The organism is Arenibacter sp. ARW7G5Y1 (assembly GCF_003201775.1).
Classification (GTDB): Bacteria; Bacteroidota; Bacteroidia; order Flavobacteriales; family Flavobacteriaceae; genus Arenibacter.
On record NZ_QJJZ01000001.1, the window covers coordinates 417,564 to 438,185 of the forward strand.

Sequence of the window (20,622 nt, forward strand, 5' to 3'; positions counted from 1 at the left end):
TTAAGGGACCGCAGTAAATAGGAGTGCAGTGGTCTTTGAAAGATACTATATTTTTAAATACAAGATGTTCAGCCCACTGGAGATAGCTCATTAATAATAACCTCCACTATGGTTCCTTCCGTAGCTTTTCTGTGCGCTGCAATATGTTCACTGGCATTGTGGTTTAGCCACAATTCCCTACTTGCCCAATTTTCATAAAAGAAAAAACGGTCGGGATTTTCATTGTCCTGGTGCAGATCGTAGTTTAGACAGCCATCTTCTTTTAAAGTAGGTGGAATAAGTTTTAATAAGGCTTGTTTTACAAATTCCCTTTTATCCGGTTTGGCCAAAATACTGGCGGTAATGGTCAATTGCTTGTTGCTCATTTTTAATTTGAATTTAATTCTTTAAATATATGGAACTTCTAGGGGAGGCGAAAGTCAATTCGTATTCTTTGGTAGTCAATGCTTGAATTGTCCATAGGACATTTAGGCATTTATGTCCCTTACCCATTCGGGGTGTAGGGCCATGGCCAAGGACCTAGTCTAAAATGCCCCTTTTGCGTTATTTTGTGTGGCATTTAACTTTTCGCCGGGCATTTCGCCCCTTACATTATGATATTCCGTTTTTATTAATCCCGCTTCCTTAAGATACCAATCCTTGGTTAGGTTTTCAGGGATGTTGTCGCCTGTTTCCATCATCCATTCTTTCAAAACCCTTCTCAAATCCATGAGATTCCGATTGTATTCTGGCGTAGATGCCACATTGAGCAATTGCAAGGGATCCCGACGGTAATCATATAGCTCTTCATTTGGCCTCGGTACTATAAACACATCGGCTTGTGCCGAAGAAAGTCCTCCTTGGTCCCTGAGCATTTCCAAATCCTTAAAGGACGGACTGCCAACGGCATCAGCTGGCCCGTTTTGTGGCTTCAAGGGTCTCGAGTTTAATATGTACATATAATCTTTATTTCTTACCATACGTTCGTGAGCTTCATAATCGTGCCAATTATGCTCGGCAAAGACATAGTTGCGAAAGGGCTGGTCAGGTTTTGTTAAAAGACGGTCGAAACTATGGCCCTGAAATTGTTCGGGAATAGTAACGCCTGCCAATGTCAATAGTGTTGGGGCAATATCTACGGCACTTATGAGGCTTTTGTTGCTGGCATTTTTATTTTTTATTGCCTTGGGCCAATGCATAACGAAGGGAGTTTTCATACCCCGATCATTGACCCTGGTTTTGCTGTGTGGAAATGGCCGTCCATTATCGGACATAATAATCAAAAGGGTATTGTTTAGTTGTTTTTGTGTTTTTAGTTCCTTGACAACCTCTCCAATGTAAAAATCGAATCTTTTAATTTCGTCATAATATTTGGCCAAATCAGATTTGGTTTCGGCTCCATTGGACAGATAAAATGGGGCTTCCAGATCATCGGGGCGGTGTGTACCACTAAATTCATTGGGTCCCCAATCCCTGTGGGCATCATGGGATGCGAACCACATAAAAAAAGGTTTGTTCTTTGGTCTTTTCTTTAAGGAGTTTACCCAACTTTCTTCGCCTCCATCCCCATTTTCATTACGATGCTCGTACATCATATCAAATCCACGTCGGGCATAAGGTCCCATATGGAACTTGCCGGCCAGGACGGAATAATAGTTATTGTTCCTCAATAATTCAGGAAAGGATAACATATCCAAAGGGGGAGTGGTGTGTAATTCGGCAGCTCCCGTATTATGGGGATATCGGCCGGTAATTATGGAATTTCTACTTGGGCTGCACGAGCTTGCCGTTAAATAGAAATTATCAAACTTTAATCCGTCTTTTGCCAGTTGATCAATATTGGGAGTCTTAACCTGTGTGTTCCCGTAACAACCAAAGTCGTCCCAGCTAACATCATCGGCTATAAACACAATGATATTCGGTTTTGCATTTTGTGCATCCACTGTACTGTAACAGAACAGAAGTAAGGAGATTAGAAAAAATAATTGTTTCATTTTAAGAAGGATGGTTTAAGGGACAGGTTAAAGGAAGCTATTCCATAGAATAATCAACGTTCGGGTTAAAAATATATAAAAACGATCAATTAGGATAAATTCAGTTATCTTTTAGTAGGAACGTACATAGAGTTTGTATTAGTTGTGGCCAGTGGAGTCTATATTTTTAAGTGTTTCCATTAAGCGAACGCCAAGGTTATCGATATTCATGTTGTTTTTGTGAAATGCAGATAGGTTGGAAAGAATAATTACCCCATTTTTGTTCGCAATATCCAGTAGTATATTGGATCTATAGCCCCCTGTTCCGCCGCTATGCATGATCCATTCCTTCCCTATATTATTTTCAATGGCCCAACCCAATCCCATTGCGGCCTTGTTTTCCTGTAGGGCAAAGGTGGGTTTTCTGGTCAAGGCCAAGGCTTGGTCGGACCCATTGAATTGTGCTTGCGCAAATTTTGATAGGTCGGCTACCGATGATAAAATTCCACCGGCTCCTACCAAGACATTCAAATCCCAGTTTGGGGTTTCTTGGCCATTTGCATCAAGACCTTTGATCAACTGTCCCCTGATACGGGTTCTGTTTGTTGTAGTATGGCCCATATGGTATTTTGTGCAGATTTTGGTCTGGAGTAGGTTCTCGTAGGAGGTGCTATCTATTTTACTTAGAATATAGCCTAATAAACCTACCCCTAGGTTTGAATATTCGGATTTTTCTCCTGGATTTTGGTTCAGTTGTAGCTCTTTGGTTAAATATTGTTTTAACTTGTTTTCGTCATAATCCTTGTATGGATTCTGTAGGTCTACGGAATCCAACTGCAGGTTGGAGGGTAACCTAGGCAGCCCTGAGGTATGATTGGATAACTGTTTAAAGCTTATTTCCACATCATCCTTTAAGGGCCATTCCAAATAATCGTTGATATTATCATCCAGCCCCAGTTGTCCGTTCACGACCAAATGGGCCAAAAGGGTGGCTGTAAATACTTTGGAAATGGAGCCAATTTCAAAAACGCCATCATGATTGTCAATAGAGAAAATGGTATCGTTTTTACGCTTAATTCCATAAAATTTAGTAGTCCCGCCCTTTATGATGGCAAAGGATAGCTGGGTGTTGTTTGGAAAATCTTTGGATTCGGAATAAATATGTTTCGATTGTATTTCCGAAATACTGTGTTCAAAATCTTTTTGACCATTAAAAGCTGCTTTTTCGTGGCTACATCCATAAGTTATAATGATTGGTAAAATTAGCCTAAGATATTTTTTCATTATTATCATTTTTATGGATTAGTGTGGTGGCCCAAAATCTGGACGGGTTGGGATCAAGTTTTTTGGTTCTTAATACTATTGGTAGTTCAGTCGGCTGCTATTTTATTGGCACCGCCAAAGGGTATACTACCCCGAGGCTTGCCTCAAAATTAAAGGTCGTTTCCTACGAATGCCTCGCGGGCCTGCCCCGAGGTAGTTTACTTGTTCTTATGGCCGTTAAATAGACCCAGGCTATAAAAAATATTTGTAGTGGAATTCGGAACCAAAGATAGTTAATACCATTTCCGTTAAGTTCCCCGGTCTGGTAGTTGATGTTTTCCATGGCGGCTTTTATGTTGGCGGGAAGAACAAGAATAAAGAAGATGAGCAGCAACCAAGCCGTACGGACCTTAAGTTTTGGAATCAGTAATCCTATCGCAAATAGAATTTCCATGACTCCGGTGATATATACCATTTCATTTTTCATGGGTATAAATTCCGGCATCATGGCGCCCATACCTTGGGGAAACATAAAATGTCCCAAGGAAGTAAACAACAACATTATGGCCATGGCAATTTGTCCGGCCAATGGCCATTGTATTTTTTTCGACCTAAGATATAGGATAGATAGGGTTGCAACAAACGAGACAAGAAGTACTAATAAAGGCTTCATGGTTGGTGAATATAATTAGGTTAGGAATGAATCCCACAACGGTAGATCAAGATAGGGAACATTCTCAAAATACCCTATTTTCAATTTACAGGTGTTGGTCTATTAAAATTTGGTTGCCATCGGGATCGGTCAGCATAATACTTGCGGGTCCGGATGTTTTTATGTCCGCCTCTTGGTCCAGCCTTAGGTTGTTGCTTTTTAAATGTGCCTGAATTTTTCTCACATCATCAAAGGAGGTTAGTGCAGTGGCATTTTCGTCCCAGCCAGGGTTAAAGGTGAGGATGTTATTAGGGAACATACCTTGGAACAGACCAAGAACTGCGTTGCCATTTTTCATGATCAGATAATTCATTGTTGGGTCGCCTGCAAACACGGTAAATCCAAGTTTTTCGTAAAATTCTTTGGAAATGGATAGGTCCTTTACGGCCAGACTGATTGAAAATGCTCCTAGTTTCATATGGGTTTTTTTATGTTGTTAATTGTTTGTTTACGTTTTTTAGGGGGGTGTGAAAATAAATTGTACTACAATACAAAATTATCCTATCAGAAAATTCTCAACTAAGATATATTATTGACTTGTTAATTTTGAGGATAATATTTATTGTTTTAGTAGTTTTTAACATAAAATTTGATTTAATTTAAGAAAATTTTATACATTTAGCCAGTAAGTGTTAATCTTACATTTATTGCTGGTTTAGATAACTTTTAAGTGGGAGCGGAATTATTTCGATTTGGACACACAGTTTTTAATTGAAAATTTTCACAAATATTTTTTAAAAAACCATTAGATGACATTCGATTTGATCTTGGTTTTTTTTTGGTTTTTGTTGTACCATACTAGAATCTGATTATGACAATAATTGTTTGAACAATGCTTTTAACTCAACTAACTTAACATTTAAAATTATGGAGAAAAAAAACTGGTTTTCTATTCCAAAAGAAATCATTCAAAAAAGGAAGCCTAAGAAGAAACTTATGGTTTTTATGATTGTGATGGCTCTGTGCGGTGTGCAGGCGTTCGCAAATCTTACAAGCATGGATGCCAATCCAGTCCTAGTTCAGCAAACTATTTCGGGAGTGGTATCTGATGCAAACGGACCATTACCTGGTGCCAGTATTGTAGTCAAAGGGACTACCAATGGAACGCAGACCGATTTTGATGGTAATTATTCCTTGTCCGGTGTATCTGATGATGCAGTACTAATATTCAGTTATATTGGTTATAAAACAGAGGAAATACCTTTAAACGGCCAATCTACTATTAATATTACCATGGAGGAAGATGCAAGTAAATTGGAGGAAGTGGTAGTTGTAGGGTATGGTACCCAAAAGAGGGCTACCGTTACAGGTTCTGTTTCGTCCGTAAAAGGGGAGGAATTGGTAAAATCTCCAGCGGTAAACCTTACCAATACCTTGTCCGGTAGGGTGGCTGGATTGTTTGTTCAGCAATCGAGCGCGGAGCCTGGTTATGATAACGCCGCAATTAGGATTCGTGGAACAAATACCTATAATAATACTGGTGCTTTGGTTGTGGTTGATGGTATTCCCGATAGGGATGGGGGTCTAAGTAGAATAAACCCTGCCGATATTGAAAATATATCAGTACTAAAGGATGCTTCTGCCGCCATTTATGGAGCAAGGGCTGCAAACGGGGTTATTTTAATTACAACAAAGAGAGGAAAGACGGGGAAACCACAAATCACCTATTCTTCTAACCAAGGTTGGGCCAAACCTACTGTTATTCCCGATATGGCCAACGCTCAGCAGTATGCGGAATTGAGAAATGAATTGGAAATTTATAACCTTCCTGTAAATGAATGGGCTGGGGCAACTGCTGGGTTTAACTCTACAGGGACCTATACTAGGCCGGATGGTTCAACTAGAAATGCCATTTATTCTCCCGAGGATATTGCGCTTTTTGGAAATGGACAAGATCCTTGGGGCCACCCGAATACGGATTGGTTTGACGAGACTTTCAAAACAGCGGCCTCCCAAGAAAAACATACTATGCAACTTACGGGAGGAAGTGAAAATTTTAATTATTTTACTTCATTGGGATATTTAAAGCAGGATGCCTATTACAAGAATGCGGCCACTGGATATGAGCAATATGATATTCGTATAAATTTGGACGCTAAAATTAGTGAAGGTATCAAACTAAGTCTAGGGGTGTTGGCTAGGGAAGAATATCGATATTTTCCAACTGAAAGTGCGGGAGCTATTTTCAGAATGTTGACAAGGGGTAGGCCTACCGAGCCTGCATATTGGCCGAATGGTTTGCCAGGACCGGATATAGAAAACGGACAAAACCCGGTTGTCATAGCTACGAATGATACAGGTTATGATAAGGATAAAAGGGATTACTTTCAGTCCAATGCTACCTTGGATATTAAAATTCCATGGGTAGACGGATTGTCGGTACAGACAACTGCTGCCATTGATAAAAGTTTTTCAAATAGAAAGGTTTGGAGGACTCCTTGGTATCTATATACTTGGGACGGAAATACGATGGGAGCGGATGGCCTACCAGATTTGGTAAGGGGTCAAAGGGGACCGGCAGAGCCAAACTTAAATCAATATACAGGTAATACCCTGAATATTTTATTGGGAGCCAATGCCACTTATCAACGCTCATTGGAAAACCATAATTTTCTAATTTTGGCCGGGATAAGTAAAGAGACTGTGGAATACGAGGGCTTTAATGCTTATCGACGATATTTTATCTCACCTGCTATAGATGATTTGTTTGCTGGTGGTGACCTTCAAAAGGATAATGGTGGTTCTTCAGATAAATCTGCAAGGTTAAATTACTATGGTCGTGTATCATATGATTTTAAAGAAAAATATTTATTGGAGTTTTTATGGAGATATGACGGATCTTATTTGTTCCCAGAAGATACGAGATATGGGTTTTTTCCTGGTTTCTCTGCAGGATGGGTTGTTACCAAGGAAAATTTCTTGAGTGATTTGAACAATGATTCTTTTTTAAATTTCCTGAAATTCAGAGGTTCCTGGGGTCAATTGGGTAATGATAAATTTGACGATTCCGATTTCCCTGCCAATCAATATCTCGCTACCTACGGTTTTGGGAATTATGTTATTAATAATGGTGAAGTTACTACGATAAGTGAATCAAAGGTGCCCAATCCTGCTATAACATGGGAGGTGGCAACCAATATTAACGTTGGTCTGGATGCACGATTTTTACAAAATAGAATGAATCTAGAATTTGATTGGTTCCTTAATAAAAGAACGGATATTTTAACTACACCTTCCGCTTCCCTACCGGCCCTTTCAGGGATAACCCCTCCAAGACAGAATTTTGGGGAGGTTGAAAATAAAGGTTTTGATTTTATCTTGGGATATAATGGAAATGCAGGAGACTTTACTTATGGAATAAGTATAAACGGTGGTTATGCCAAAAACAAGATAATTTTTAACGATGAGGCCGAAGGCGCACCGGAATGGCAATTGGCAACAGGAAGGTCTATTCGCTCCAATTTGGTCTATGGTTATGATGGGGTATTTGCCACCCAAGCTGATATAGATGCTGAAACCTTGGACTATACAGCATTGGTCAATGTACTTAGACCAGGGGATATGAAACTGGTAGATTATAATGATGATGGTAAAATTACACCCGATGATCGTTATAGAACTGATAAAAATTCAGATCCAACCTTTCAGGGAGGTATCAATTTAACGGCTAGTTATAAGAATTTCGATTTCAGTTTACTTTTTCAAGGAGCCACGGGAGGGGAAGTATTCCTGAACTTTGGGGAGTCCGGTACTATAGGGAATTACACAACAAGTGTATACAATAATAGATGGACGGTGAATAATCCGAGTAGTGTTGACCCGAGGATTACCAACAGAGCTGATCAATATTACAGTAATGGTAATACCTATTGGAGACAAAACACCAATTATATGCGGGTGAAAAACCTTGAATTTGGGTATAATTTTCCAAAGGAAATGATTGGTCAAATTGGGTTGGAAAGATTTAGGTTCTATATAAACGGATCTAACCTGTTTACATTTACTAACTCATTGTTCGATCCAGAAGGACTTAGTTCTAGCGGTAGGGATTATCCTAATTCCAAAATACTAAGTGCAGGATTTTCCGTAACATTTTAAAATTATCAAAGTTAAAACTATGAAACAAAGAAATATATTATACGTATTGGCGATTACAACAATTGCTTTTGTGACTGGATGCAACGATGATTTCGTTAGCATTACTCCTCTAAGTGAGGTGTCCGAAGGGAGTGTTTGGACCGATGAAGGATTGGCCACAGCCGCAGTAACCGGGGTCTATAATGGGCTAGGCGCTGGTGGTTTGGATGAACAAATGTTGGCTTCTTTAACGGATGAAGCCCTATTTACCCATACTGGAAGGTCAATTAATACGGTAAATGAATCCCGTACCAATTCAAATGATACCGGTTGGATCAATAATACCCATGAATGGAACAATATGTACCGGTATATCAGGGCTGCCAATCTTGCTATTCAAAAACTGAATGAAGGAGGTTTGGAAAACACCGATTTAAGAGATCGTTTGTTAGGGGAAGCCCTGTATCTTAGAGCTTATTACTATCATCAATTGGTAAGATTTTACGGTGGGGTACCAATTTCCGAGGAACCTTTTGAGTTGGATTCGGATTTTAATATCCCAAGAAACACTTTTGAGGAATGCGTTAATTTTATAGTGTCCGATTGTGAAATGGCGTTTGGATTACTCAATGGAAAAAGTATGGATTCAGGAAGGGCTAATGCTGCTACGGCACTTGCTCTTAAAGCTCGTATCCTATTATATGCAGCAAGTGATTTATACGATAACTCCACGGCCTCTGGGAATTCCTCTTTAATTGGGAGTTATTCCAATCCTGAGTTAATTGGTTATACTTCTGGAAGTCAACAGGATAGATGGACAAAGGCCAAAAATGCAGCCAAAGCGGCCATGGATTATTCCAATGCCGGCTATAAGTTTGGGTTGACCGCCCCCGTTTCGTTGGAGGAGGGAGAACAAAATTACCTGGATATTTCATTGGCTAGAAATGGAGGTGAATCCGATATTATTTGGGAAAGACAATATGTGGAAGCTAGGGGCCCTGGACGTAGAATAGGTCTTTTTAATGGCCCTAATGGCTACCATAACTGGGCAGGGAACGCCCCTTTACAAAATTTGATAGATGCTTACGGAATGAGTGATGGCTCTGAATTTGACTGGGATAACCCCGATCATAGCAGTATGCCTTACACCGATCGTGAACCTAGGTTTTATGCTACCATTCTTTACGATGGTGCTGATTGGAAACCGAGACCGTCAGATGTTGCGGATCGCGACCCGGCCAATCAGATACAAACCGGGCAATACGAAATTATTGGAACCGATGGTGAGGTTACTACCCACTTTGGCCTAGATACACGCCAAGGTCCAATTGAAGATTGGAACGGAACACGTACCGGATATTATTTCAAGAAATTTGTGGAACCAGATCCAGGATTTGTGGACCAAACAGATTTTCAAACCATTCCTTGGCCGTTTTTTAGGTATACCGAACTTGTGCTGAATTATGTTGAAGCCGTCTTAGAAGCCGATGGTGATGAGGCAGAAGCCAAAGCTTGGTTGAACCAAATACGCTATAGGGTAGGATTGCCTGCTATTACGGCTTCTGGAGAGGATTTAATGGAAGCCTATAGGAATGAAAGGAGGTTGGAACTCGCCTATGAGGAGCATCGATATCACGACGCTAGACGATGGATGATTGCGCCTACAACCCTAGGAGCTCCGGCCGGGATTATTCAGATTACCGGAACATTGAAACCTGGAGCCAATGTAACAAAATATAAATATGACCCGGATAATTATGATTATTCCTATATACCCGGAGTGGTAGATCCCGGTTTTGAAAACCGACTATGGTTGGATAAAAACTATTTTAGGCCAATCAGGGAAAATGAATTGAACGCGAATACTAGTTTGGTTCAAAATCCCGGTTATGAATAAATTAAAGTAGTAATATTAAAAGGCCCAACGTTGGTTGTTCGACATTGGGTCTTTTTTTATTTCAAAAATTAACCTATTTTAAAGAATTGTATGGCAGTTATTGGCCAATAAGTCCATTTAACTGTTTGGTACACCGACACAGGCATACACAGATCACAATAAAATTGTATAAAATGAATAAATTTCTACGGGCAAGTTTATTACTCACACTAGTGCTTACTAGTTGTACCGAGGACTACAAGTTGTCCGGACTAAATTCTGAACAACAGTCAATTTTTACGAAGTTGACAAAAACGGATACTGGTATAGACTTTACCAATGAATTAATTGAAAACATGAAGTTTAATGGTTTGCAATATGAATACTATTATAATGGAAGTGGACTGGCAGTAGCAGATTTTAATAATGACGGATTGAAGGATGTATTCTTTGTATCCACATTGCAACAACATAAATTGTTTTTAAATGAGGGTAATTTAAAGTTTAAGGATGTTTCCAATATGACGGGCATACTGTTGCGTCAAAGATTTTCTGGAGGAATTACCATAGTGGATATAAATGGTGATGGATGGATGGATATCTATATTTCCAATTCGGGGAAATACAATGATGAAGAAAAAAGGAAAAATAAACTCTATATAAATATGGGGGCAAAAAATAAGGAGAGGATCCCCACTTTTAGTGAACAAGCTGATAAATATGGGTTGGATTTAACAGATTGTTCAACGCAGGCGGTATTTTTCGACTATGATAGGGATGGGGACCTGGACATGTACCAATTGAACCATTCTCCAACGACATATCCGGAAAATATAACAATTGCCGCCTTGGCCAATATGGATGGCGGTGTTGCCAATGATAGATTATTGAGAAACGACAATAATTTTTTTAAGGATGTAAGCAAGGAGGCAGGAATTGTTCATAGTCGCCTGGATTACGGACTGGGAGTGGCAGTGGGTGATATTAACAATGACGGTTGGCCAGATCTTTATGTGTCCAACGACTATTCCGGAAAAGACCATATGTATATAAACAATGCCAATGGTACTTTCTCGGATAGGATTCTGGAAGCAACCAATCATATCTCGTTTTTCGCCATGGGCAATGACATGGCCGATATTAATAACGATGGTTGGATGGATATAATGACTGTGGATATGATGGGCGAAAGTAGCTATGATATAAAGACCAGTATGAGTGGAATGAATCCAAAAAAGTTTTATGAGGCCTTGGATGCAGGACTACATCACCAATATATGTACAATACGCTTCAAATTAATTCAGGGTATTTAAATGAAAACAACGTTCCCATTTTTTCAGACATAGCGCAACTTGCCGGGGTATCCAAAACAGATTGGAGCTGGGCACCCCTATTTTTTGACATGGATAATGACGGACTTAAAGACCTATTTGTGTCCAATGGGATCAAACGGGATTTTCGGAACAATGACTTTGTAAATTATGTCAACAAAAAACAGGATTCAATTATAAATAATCAGGCTTTTGATCCGCAAAAATATATTACGGATATTTTGGATAAAATGCCTGTAAGGAAAAAGGAGAACTATTTTTTTAGGAATAAGGGCGATTTTGAATTTGCCAAGATGAATGGGACTTGGGGAGATGGAACTATGACCAGTTCCAATGGAGCTGTCTATGCCGACCTCGATAATGATGGTGATCTAGAGATTGTTGTAAATAATACCGATGACGAAGCCTTTATATTAAAGAACAATTCCAGGGAAATGGGATTGGGACATTATTTGTCATTTAAGCTTAAGGGTCCATTAGGGAATAGGGATGGTATTGGAACTAAAATTGTGGTTAGTGCTGGGGATAGCAGGCAGGTCCAGGAACTTTATTTCACACGGGGTTTTATGTCCTCAATGGCCAGGGAATTACATTTTGGATTAGGAAATTCCCCAGAAGCCAATGTGGAAATTATATGGCCTGACGGAAGGCAACAGCTATTGAACAATGTGGACACCGATCAACTTCTTGTGTTGGATTATGCCAATTCCAAGTCCAGTACAGTAAAGGAGGACGCCAATATGAACCAGCCTATTTTTAGTAAAAACACAGAGGATCCATTGCCCTTTCTCCATGTGGAAAATGAATTTGACGATTATGGGAGGGAGAGCTTACTTCCCCATAAAATGTCGCAGGAAGGACCCTCCCTAGCGGTAGGGGACATAAATGGGGATGGTTTGGACGATGTACATATTGGAGGTGCCACTGGCTTTCCGGGCGTTTTGTTTGTACAAAACGAGGATGGAAGTTTTACTAAAACCAATGTGGACCTGCTAAATCGGGATTCAGGATTTGAGGACGTTGCTTCAGAATTTTTGGATGTGGATGGCGATAATGACTTGGATTTGTATGTGGTTAGCGGGGGTAATGAATATGATCAGGGAAATCCGTTGTTACAGGATAGGTTGTATATAAACAATGGCATGGGGCAGTTTAATAATTTGGTAGACGGTCTCCCCAAAAATGCAATAAGCGGCTCTTGCATCAAGGCAGTGGATTATGATAATGATGGGGATTTGGATATGTTTGTTGGAGGTCGGCAGGTCCCTGGGAAGTATCCAGCACCTGCAAAAAGTTACCTATTGCAAAACAATAGTAAAGAGGGAAAAATTGTCTTTGATGAGGTACCTATTCTAGATGGCCAAAATTTAGGGATGGTCACGGCAGCCGTATGGGTAGATATTAACAATGATTCGTACATGGACCTGTTGGTAACGGGAGAATGGATGCCTGTTAGGATTTTTGAGAATGTGGAAGGCAAGCGTTTTGTGGAGAATACAAAAAAATATGGATTGGAAAACACCAATGGCTGGTGGTATAGTTTGGCCGTCGGGGATTTTGATAGCGATGGGGATATGGATATTATAGGAGGTAATTTGGGGCTAAATTACAAATATCGTGCTGCAGCGGATGCCCCTTTTGAGGTGTTTGCAGATGACTTTGATCAGTCTGGCAGTAATGATATAGTTCTAGGCTATTATGATGAAGATAAATTGGTGCCTTTAAGAGGCCGACAGTGTTCTTCGGAGCAGTTACCATTTATAAAGGAAAAATTTCCAACCTATGATTCCTTTGGCAAGGCAGCCATAGGGGATATTTTTGAAGAGGAGCAGTTGGAAAAGTCGACCCATTTAAGGGCATATACTTTTGCAACCACTTATTTTGAAAACCAGGGAGGTACATTTGTAATGAAGAAGTTGGAAAATGCGGCACAAATGTCGGCGGTAAAGGATATACTAATACAAGATTTTGACAAGGATGGTTTAGAGGATGTACTTCTGGTAGGCAATTTATATACCTCTGAGGTGGAAACTCCGAGAAATGATGCGGCTTACGGCCTTGTTTTAAAGGGTGATGGGCAAGGCAATTTTAGAGCCATGCCGGCAAGGGAAAGCGGTCTCATGGTACGGGGCGAGGTTAAAAATGCAAAAATGCTTACTATAAAAGGAAGCAAAAATGTAATTTTTGCCAAAAACGATGAGGCATTGGAGGTGTTTAGCGTGGGCAGTAGGTAAATGGCAGAGGTGATGGCTATAGTTTTTAAAGGATTGTAGTTTTATTATAGGCCTACGTCCATATACACTTTACTTATGGATTATTTTTCTTAAAGAATTTCCAAAAGGGGTTTCCAGGACAACGGCGTATACCCCAGAGGGCAGGCCGGAGATATTGAAGGGAAGGGTATAGGCGGATGCTCCTCTATCTTTTTTGGACGCCATAAGGGCGTTGTTGGCAAAGTTGAAGATTTTGATATTGATATTTCCTCGTTCGGAAAGGGTTATGTCGACAATGAAATCTCGACTATTCGGATTGGGTTACATAATAATATTCACCCTTTACGGTTTCCCGCAAAGTTATGACCTCTTAATACTATTTCTTTGTGAAGGCATGTACACACTTTTAGAGCATATACAATTCCAAATAAAATGGTGGTAAAGGTCAAAGTTTATAACAATTTATTTCAACAAAAAGATTTAGTAAATTAGACCTAATAAAAGAATATAAACAGTAGTTATTCTATTCATATGTTGTGCGGCATACAAAAAAAGTGCCCACGCACAAATAGCACATTTGGTTTTTGCCAACACACAGGCTAACCCTGAAAAACCAAAAGAGCTATTTTTTAGCCATCGCTAAACTCAGAACAAAGAATCTAATATATGTGAAATATGAACTTAAAAACAGCCCACATAAAGAATTTCAAATGCTACAAAGGTTCTTTTAAAATTGATTTTTCACAAGGCGTAAATATTTTAGTTGGAGAAAATGAAACAGGAAAATCAACAATCCTTGAAGCTATACATTTGGCTTTGTCAGGTGTGTTGAATGGTCATTATTTACGAAATGAATTATCTCAATATCTGTTCAACAATGAGGTTGTAGAAAGCTTCTTATCAAATCTAAAGAATGGTAAAAACCCTGAATTACCTTGTATACATATCGAATTGTTTTTTGATGGTCATACAACTTCAGATTTTGCAAAACTGCAAGGAGACAATAACAGTATGAAAACTGATGCTGTTGGTGTATCTTTTAAAGTAGAATATGACGAAAGCTTTAATGATGAATATGAAGCATTGCTTGCTGAGAAAAATGAATTACAAACTTTGCCAATTGAATTTTATAAGATTACTTGGAAGTCCTTTGCTAGAGATTCATCCATAACAACAAGGAGTATTCCTATAAAGTCCGTGTTGATTGACTCTTCTAATCAAAGGTACAAAAACGGGTCAGATGTTTATATCTCTCGTATTATTAAAAATAATCTTAACCTAAAAGAAAAAGCTGGCGTCTCTCAAGCTTTTAGGCAGGTTAAAGAGAGTTTTATGAGCAATCCATCTATTGAAGCCATAAATAAACAAGTAAAAAAGAACTCTCATATTTCGACAAATAAAAACATTGAAATATCCGTTGATTTATCTACTCAAAATGCGTGGGAAACCACATTGATGACATATTTGGATAATGTTCCATTTCACCAAATAGGGAAAGGTGAACAATGTATAATAAAAACAAACCTGTCACTATCACATAAGAAAAGTGAAAAAGCTGATTTAATACTACTAGAAGAACCAGAAAATCATTTAACACATTCAAAATTAAATGAGTTTATAAAATCAGTTACTATTAACTGTAAAAACAAACAAATAATAATTTCGACTCATAGCAGTTTTGTGGCTAACAAATTAGGGCTTGAGAATTTAATATTATTAAGTAAATCTAAAGTCGGAAGAAAGAAAACATATATAAACGAATTGCCAACAGACACTCAGAACTATTTTAAGAAATTATCTGGTTATGATACACTAAGATTTATACTTTGTAAAAAAGCAATACTCGTAGAAGGTGATTCTGACGAACTAGTCGTACAAAAAGCATATATGGATAAGCACGATGGATGCTTACCTATTGAAAATAGAATTGATGTAATTTCTGTTCGGAGTTTAGCTTTTAAAAGATTTCTTGATATTGCTAAAATCATAGAGCATCCAGTAGCTATAGTCACTGATAATGATGGAAAATTCAAAGAAAAGATTATTGATAAATATGAAGATTATGAAGGTGTTGAAAGTATCAAAATTTTTGCTGATGAGAGGGAGGAGTTAAACACGTTAGAGCCACAAATAGTAGATGCTAACAAAAAGCAACTAGATATTCTTAGAAAAGCTTTAGGAATTAAAAAGAGCAAGTATAATTCTGAAAAAAGCATTGTAAATTATATGGTTAGTCATAAGACGGATTCAGCATTAAAATTATTTGAAACGGCTGAAGAGATTAAGTATCCTCGTTACATTAAAAAAGTAATAAAATGGTGCGATGACGAATAACAAACTAATCATAGCTGCTGCTGGTTCTGGTAAAACAACTTTAATTGTCAAAGAAGCATTAAAAATTGACAAAAGTGAGAAGGTGCTTATAACAACCTACACCATTGAGAACGAAAGGGAAATAAGAAGCAAAATACTAAGAGAACGGAAATCTATACCAGCAAATATTACAATTCAAACCTGGTTTTCATTTTTAATGCAACACGGCGTAAAACCATATCAAGGTTCTATGAATGATATGCTTTTTGAAAATGACATAAAAGGAATGCTCTTAAGTAATGAAAAATCCGCACCCAAATTTGACGAAAGAGGTCGCCCATTGTTCATACGAGGTGGAGGAAGGCAGTATTATGGAGAGAAAGACTTTAAAGAATTCTATTTCACGTCTAATTGGAGAATTTTTTCAGATAAAATATCAAAATTTGTTATTGGCTGTAATGAAAAAACTAAAGGGAAGATTTTTACAAGATTATCTAAAATCTATTCAACGATATATATCGATGAAGTTCAAGATTTAGCTGGATTTGACTTCGAAATTATTAAAATGCTGTTTAAATCAAATATAAATATCTCCCTAGTTGGCGATCCAAGACAAGTGACATATGCTACAAATCATTATCACAAGTATCCTAAATATAAGAATGGAAAAATAAAAGAATTTGTTAACTCTGAATTAGGTAAACGAATTGGTTGTACGATTGATGAAAGTAGTCTTAAAAAATCACATCGTAATAATCAAAAGATATGTGATTATTCATCAAGGTTATACCCTGATTTTGAAAAAACAGAACCTTGTGAATGTGTTAATTGTAGGAAGACTACAGCGCATGATGGAATTTTTGTTGTGCGGGAAAATGATGTGGCAGAATATTTAAAAACGTTTAATTCGACTCAATTAAGATATAGTAAGGCAACTAAAGTTGATTTAGCTTATGATGTCTGCAACTTTGGAGAGGTAAAAGGTAAAACTATTAATCGTGTAATTATTTATCCTACTAGTGATATTAAAAAATGGATAAAAAGCAACGATGCCGAATTAAAAGACGGAACTAAAGCTCGATTTTATGTTGCGTTAACTCGTGCTAAATATAGTGTTGCAATAGTTTATAATTATTCAGACAATGAAGAAATTAATGGCGTTGAGAAATGGAAAGGATAAATATAAATAATCCAACGCACAAGCCATACACATTTGCAATTCGCACGAGCCAACGCTTCAACCAAAAATTGCAAAAGAGTATGTCTTGCCGCACCTGATTGAAGAAAAAGTACGACTGCACAACAATAAATATAGGTCATTTGGCGGTTAGTGATAAATTTGAAATGAGTACAATTAATAAAATATATAGCGGTTTGAAACGATGGAGCTTTGAAATGCCAAACGTCCCATATTCTCAACGTTAATTTTATGGCAGGCTTGCAGTTGTGTGAAATTATATGCCATTATTGGCTGAATGTGAATTATACAGCTCTAAACATAGTTTTTGGTTTATGGTTGTAAAAGCGCAAAGGCAGGAGACTTTGCGCAACTAGTATAGTAATTAATTATTATTGATGAAATGTGGGGATCATAATTCTATTATGGGCTGAATATGAGTTTTTGCTGCTCTAAACATAGTTTTTTCCCAATTATGATAGTTTTTAGTTGTAAAGGCGCAAAGGCAGGAGACTTTGCGCAACAGGTTCTATTGTCGAATTAGCAGTTCTCTACTTCAATAAAGGTTCTAAAAATGCATTATTTGTTTAAATAGATGGTTTTAAATCTGTTTATTTTGCATATATTTGTTGTATTAAGATAAAAACATGGCAATACTAAACCTTATTCCGACAGAAAAGATTATTGAACGCCTTCGATATGAAAATCCATGGTGGATAACTAAAGAGATCCCGAATACATATAGCTCAATGTCAAAGAGACTATATTTTGACCTCTTTTATCCATTCGTTCTTGAAAGGAGTATTAAAAGGGCGTTAGTTCTCATGGGCCCTAGAAGGGTTGGTAAAACAGTAATGCTATTTCATTGCATTGAAAACTTATTGAAAGAAGGAACAAACCCTCATAAACTATTCTTTATCGGAATTGACAACCCGATTTACGTCAATTTAAGCTTAGAGGACGTTTTAACTCTATGCAAAGATTCTTTAACTCTTGAAAATCTTAATGGTTGTTATGTCTTTTTTGATGAAATACAATACTTGAAAGACTGGGAAAGACATTTAAAAATATTGGTTGACTCATACCCTGAAACTAAATTCATTGTTTCTGGCTCAGCAGCCGCAGCTTTGAAATGGCACAGTACGGAGAGCGGAGCGGGCAGATTTACTGATTTTCTATTACCTCCATTAACATTTCAAGAATATATCCATTTGAAGAAATTAGACCATTTAATTTTTGAAGGTGATATTCAATATGGAAACAAGGATATAAAGTATTGCTTAACTCATGATTCAAAAGCATTAAATAAAGAATTTCTCCATTATTTAAATTTTGGAGGATACCCAGAGGTTGTATTATCTGAAAAAATACAAGGAGATATGGGTCGATACGTTAAAAACGACATTGTAGACAAAGTTCTTCTTAGAGATTTGCCAAGCTTGTATGGAATCAAACATGTTCAAGAATTAAACAGATTTTTTACATACATAGCGTATAATACAGGAAACGAATTCTCATATGAGACAATGTCTCGGGAAAGTGGAATTCAAAAAGATACATTAAAAAAATATTTAGAATATTTAGAAGCAGCATTCCTAATTAAAGTATTAAATAAGGTTGGAGTCAATGCAAAAAGATTAAAAAGAATAACAAGCTTCAAAGTATATCTCACCAACCCATCCCTTCGCACTGCATTATTTTCCCCTATAAGTGAAACAGACCAAGAAATGGGAAACATGGTAGAAACAGCAATTCTTTCACAATGGATGCACAGGGAGCAACTAGACATAACCTATGCTAGGTGGAAAGAAGGCAGAAACGAAGGTGAAGTTGACCTTGTCTTGGTAGATGATAAAAGTTATAAGCCAGTTTGGGGAGTTGAAATTAAATGGAGTAATAGATATTTCGACAAACCTCAAGAATTAAAAAGTTTAATTAAATTTTGTGAAACAAATAAATTTGAATCGGCAGTTGTTACTTCAATTGATCAATTAGGAATGAAGGAAATACAAGGGCTAAAATTCACTTTTCTACCTGCTTCCATATATGCATACAATATTGGAGAGATTACATTAAAAATGAGAAATAAAAATTAAAAAATGAAAGCACAACACTATGTATAGTGCATAGCACCCTTCGGGATGCTACGACACCATACACAAACCGTTAATTTTATTCCAAGCTAGCTGTTGTGTGAAATTATATGCCAATATGGGCAGAACGTGATTCTTTTGCTGCTCTAAACATAGTTTTTCCCAATTATGATAGTTTTTGGTTTATGGTGGTAAAAGTGCAAAGGCAGGAGACTTTGCGCAACTAGTATAGACGCTGTGTATGTGGCTCTGACAGTATTTACTACAAGGTAAAGATAGCCTAGTTGAAATTATGGCAATCGTTGGAAAACAGGATTTAAAAAATATCCTATAAACTATCGCGCAGAAGTATTGCTCCCATCACTTCTTGTCATATCTGTCCCACCGTTGCTTCCAATCATTCATTACACTATAGCGCCATTTCCCTATAGTCATTTGGCAGTCTGCTGGAGATTTGTCAAGATCAATATAATAATTGGGGTAGGTACTTTTATCGAAATGCCTAAACTGTCCGCCCCAACTTTCTTGGGTGGGGTCATCTACGTTTCCCGTACCACCAATTACCGGAGAAATCAAATATAACAATGAAGGACTATCTCCTTCCTTTAAACTGTTTTTGGGATAATTGGCCACAGGAAAGACATCGCCACATTTTTCTTGAAACAGGCCATCGTGGTTTGAACCGTGATTCCTAATATTGATATCGGTGAATTTGGTATAGGACCATTCTCCATCCTGAATTCCGGACTGATAAACACCGCGGAATGTTTCATGTTTGCCCCTTGGAAGAATCCCGTTTTCAATCCACCATAATTCAGGGTATTTCTTTTCCATGAAATTGTATACATAATCCCTGCTTATGGGATCATGCAGGGTATTTGAAGAACTGATATAGTAAATCCTTATTTTGTCGGCAATGTCTGGGGCATCGTAAAGTGCCTGGGCAGTTGTTGTTAAACTACCCCAGACCAATATCCAAAGTGGATTATCCTTCGTATAATCCCGAGCTGTTTTAATGATCCATTCGGAACCTTCTGTACTATTATTGTCCGAAGGGCCTTTTGGTTTTTTTGCACCGGATTTTATGATGCTGAGCAAATCTTTTTCCGGCATTAATTGGCTGTAACCGTTTTTACGTATATGCTCAACGTCTATCCTTTTTATCCAATTCTCAATGAGCCCCGTATGTTCTATGGTGTCCCAAGGGTGATGATCAATATCCGAATTGGGCGTTGCTATAATACCTTTTATCTTAATTATATCAGAATAATGCACAGCTCTGTACAATGATTGAATGTCATCGGGGTCGCCTCCCAGGTCGGTATCAATGATGACATCAAAGGTTCCATTTTGGGCTGTATTTTGATTGCAGGCAAACAAGATGGTTGTTAACAATAGTAGGCTATATACCTTATAATATCCCTTATCCAAATATATCCCAATCATTTTCATCTGTTTTATGAGGCCTGTGCACTCGTCCATTATGGTCCAATTTTTAGTAGTAGTTGCCTTTAGGTTCCAGCCTTTGGGCTTTTAAGATAAGAATTTAATTGTAACTGTTTATACCAACTCTTTTATAGGTCCAATCCAGTTATTTCTTTGCCATGTATACCC

Annotated in this window: 12 protein-coding genes and 1 pseudogene; 6 read left to right on the plus strand and 7 right to left on the minus strand. The window is 37.8% G+C overall.

What is annotated here, in order from left to right; translation table 11 throughout:
• Positions 1-68: 68 nt before the first annotated feature.
• The 5 genes from C7972_RS01690 to C7972_RS01710 form a co-directional block, all read right to left on the minus strand.
• The gene (locus C7972_RS01690) at positions 69-365 is read right to left on the minus strand and encodes a putative quinol monooxygenase (RefSeq protein ID WP_110354467.1); all 297 of its coding nucleotides are present in this window, start codon (positions 363-365) and stop codon (positions 69-71) included.
• Between the two features lie 159 nt (positions 366-524).
• Entirely contained in the window at positions 525-1,973 is a 1,449-nt protein-coding gene (locus C7972_RS01695; protein ID WP_110354468.1) for a sulfatase, read from the minus strand.
• Positions 1,974-2,111: 138 nt separating this feature from the next.
• Complete coding sequence (locus tag C7972_RS01700; RefSeq protein WP_181422795.1) at positions 2,112-3,236, minus strand: serine hydrolase; 1,125 nt, start codon at positions 3,234-3,236, stop codon at positions 2,112-2,114.
• 163 nt (positions 3,237-3,399) lie between these two features.
• A complete protein-coding gene (locus C7972_RS01705) occupies positions 3,400-3,888 on the minus strand; it encodes a DoxX family protein (RefSeq protein WP_110354470.1) in 489 nt (162 codons plus the stop codon).
• 85 nt (positions 3,889-3,973) lie between these two features.
• On the minus strand, positions 3,974-4,345 hold the full coding sequence (locus tag C7972_RS01710; protein ID WP_110354471.1) for a VOC family protein: 372 nt from the start codon (positions 4,343-4,345) through the stop codon (positions 3,974-3,976).
• A gap of 449 nt (positions 4,346-4,794) precedes the next feature.
• Here C7972_RS01710 and C7972_RS01715 point away from each other — a divergent pair, with 449 nt between their 5' ends.
• The 3 genes from C7972_RS01715 (at position 4,795) to C7972_RS01725 (ending at position 13,446) form a co-directional block, all read left to right on the plus strand.
• A complete protein-coding gene (locus C7972_RS01715; protein WP_258364747.1) occupies positions 4,795-8,025 on the plus strand; it encodes a TonB-dependent receptor in 3,231 nt (1,076 codons plus the stop codon).
• Between the two features lie 19 nt (positions 8,026-8,044).
• Positions 8,045-9,901: a RagB/SusD family nutrient uptake outer membrane protein gene (locus C7972_RS01720; protein ID WP_110354472.1), complete on the plus strand. Its 1,857-nt coding sequence runs from the start codon at positions 8,045-8,047 to the stop codon at positions 9,899-9,901.
• Between the two features lie 173 nt (positions 9,902-10,074).
• Positions 10,075-13,446, plus strand: coding sequence for a VCBS repeat-containing protein (locus C7972_RS01725; protein ID WP_110354473.1), 3,372 nt, complete (start codon positions 10,075-10,077; stop codon positions 13,444-13,446).
• 69 nt (positions 13,447-13,515) lie between these two features.
• Here the strand turns inward: C7972_RS01725 and C7972_RS01730 are convergent.
• A pseudogene (locus C7972_RS01730) lies at positions 13,516-13,734 on the minus strand (hypothetical protein); the annotation flags it as partial.
• A gap of 366 nt (positions 13,735-14,100) precedes the next feature.
• Between C7972_RS01730 and C7972_RS01735 the strand changes: the two are divergent.
• The 3 genes from C7972_RS01735 (at position 14,101) to C7972_RS01745 (ending at position 19,011) form a co-directional block, all read left to right on the plus strand.
• Positions 14,101-15,759: an ATP-dependent endonuclease gene (locus tag C7972_RS01735; protein WP_110354475.1), complete on the plus strand. Its 1,659-nt coding sequence runs from the start codon at positions 14,101-14,103 to the stop codon at positions 15,757-15,759.
• Positions 15,749-16,918: a UvrD-helicase domain-containing protein gene (locus C7972_RS01740; RefSeq protein ID WP_110354476.1), complete on the plus strand. Its 1,170-nt coding sequence runs from the start codon at positions 15,749-15,751 to the stop codon at positions 16,916-16,918. Before C7972_RS01735 ends, C7972_RS01740 begins: the two co-directional genes overlap by 11 nt.
• Before the next feature lie 644 nt (positions 16,919-17,562).
• Positions 17,563-19,011 (plus strand): ATP-binding protein, encoded by a 1,449-nt coding sequence (locus C7972_RS01745; RefSeq protein ID WP_110354477.1) that lies wholly within the window; start codon positions 17,563-17,565, stop codon positions 19,009-19,011.
• Positions 19,012-19,368: 357 nt separating this feature from the next.
• Here the strand turns inward: C7972_RS01745 and C7972_RS01750 are convergent, their stop codons facing one another.
• Positions 19,369-20,454 (minus strand): nucleoside hydrolase-like domain-containing protein, encoded by a 1,086-nt coding sequence (locus C7972_RS01750; protein ID WP_110354791.1) that lies wholly within the window; start codon positions 20,452-20,454, stop codon positions 19,369-19,371.
• Between the last annotated feature and the right edge of the window lie 168 nt (positions 20,455-20,622).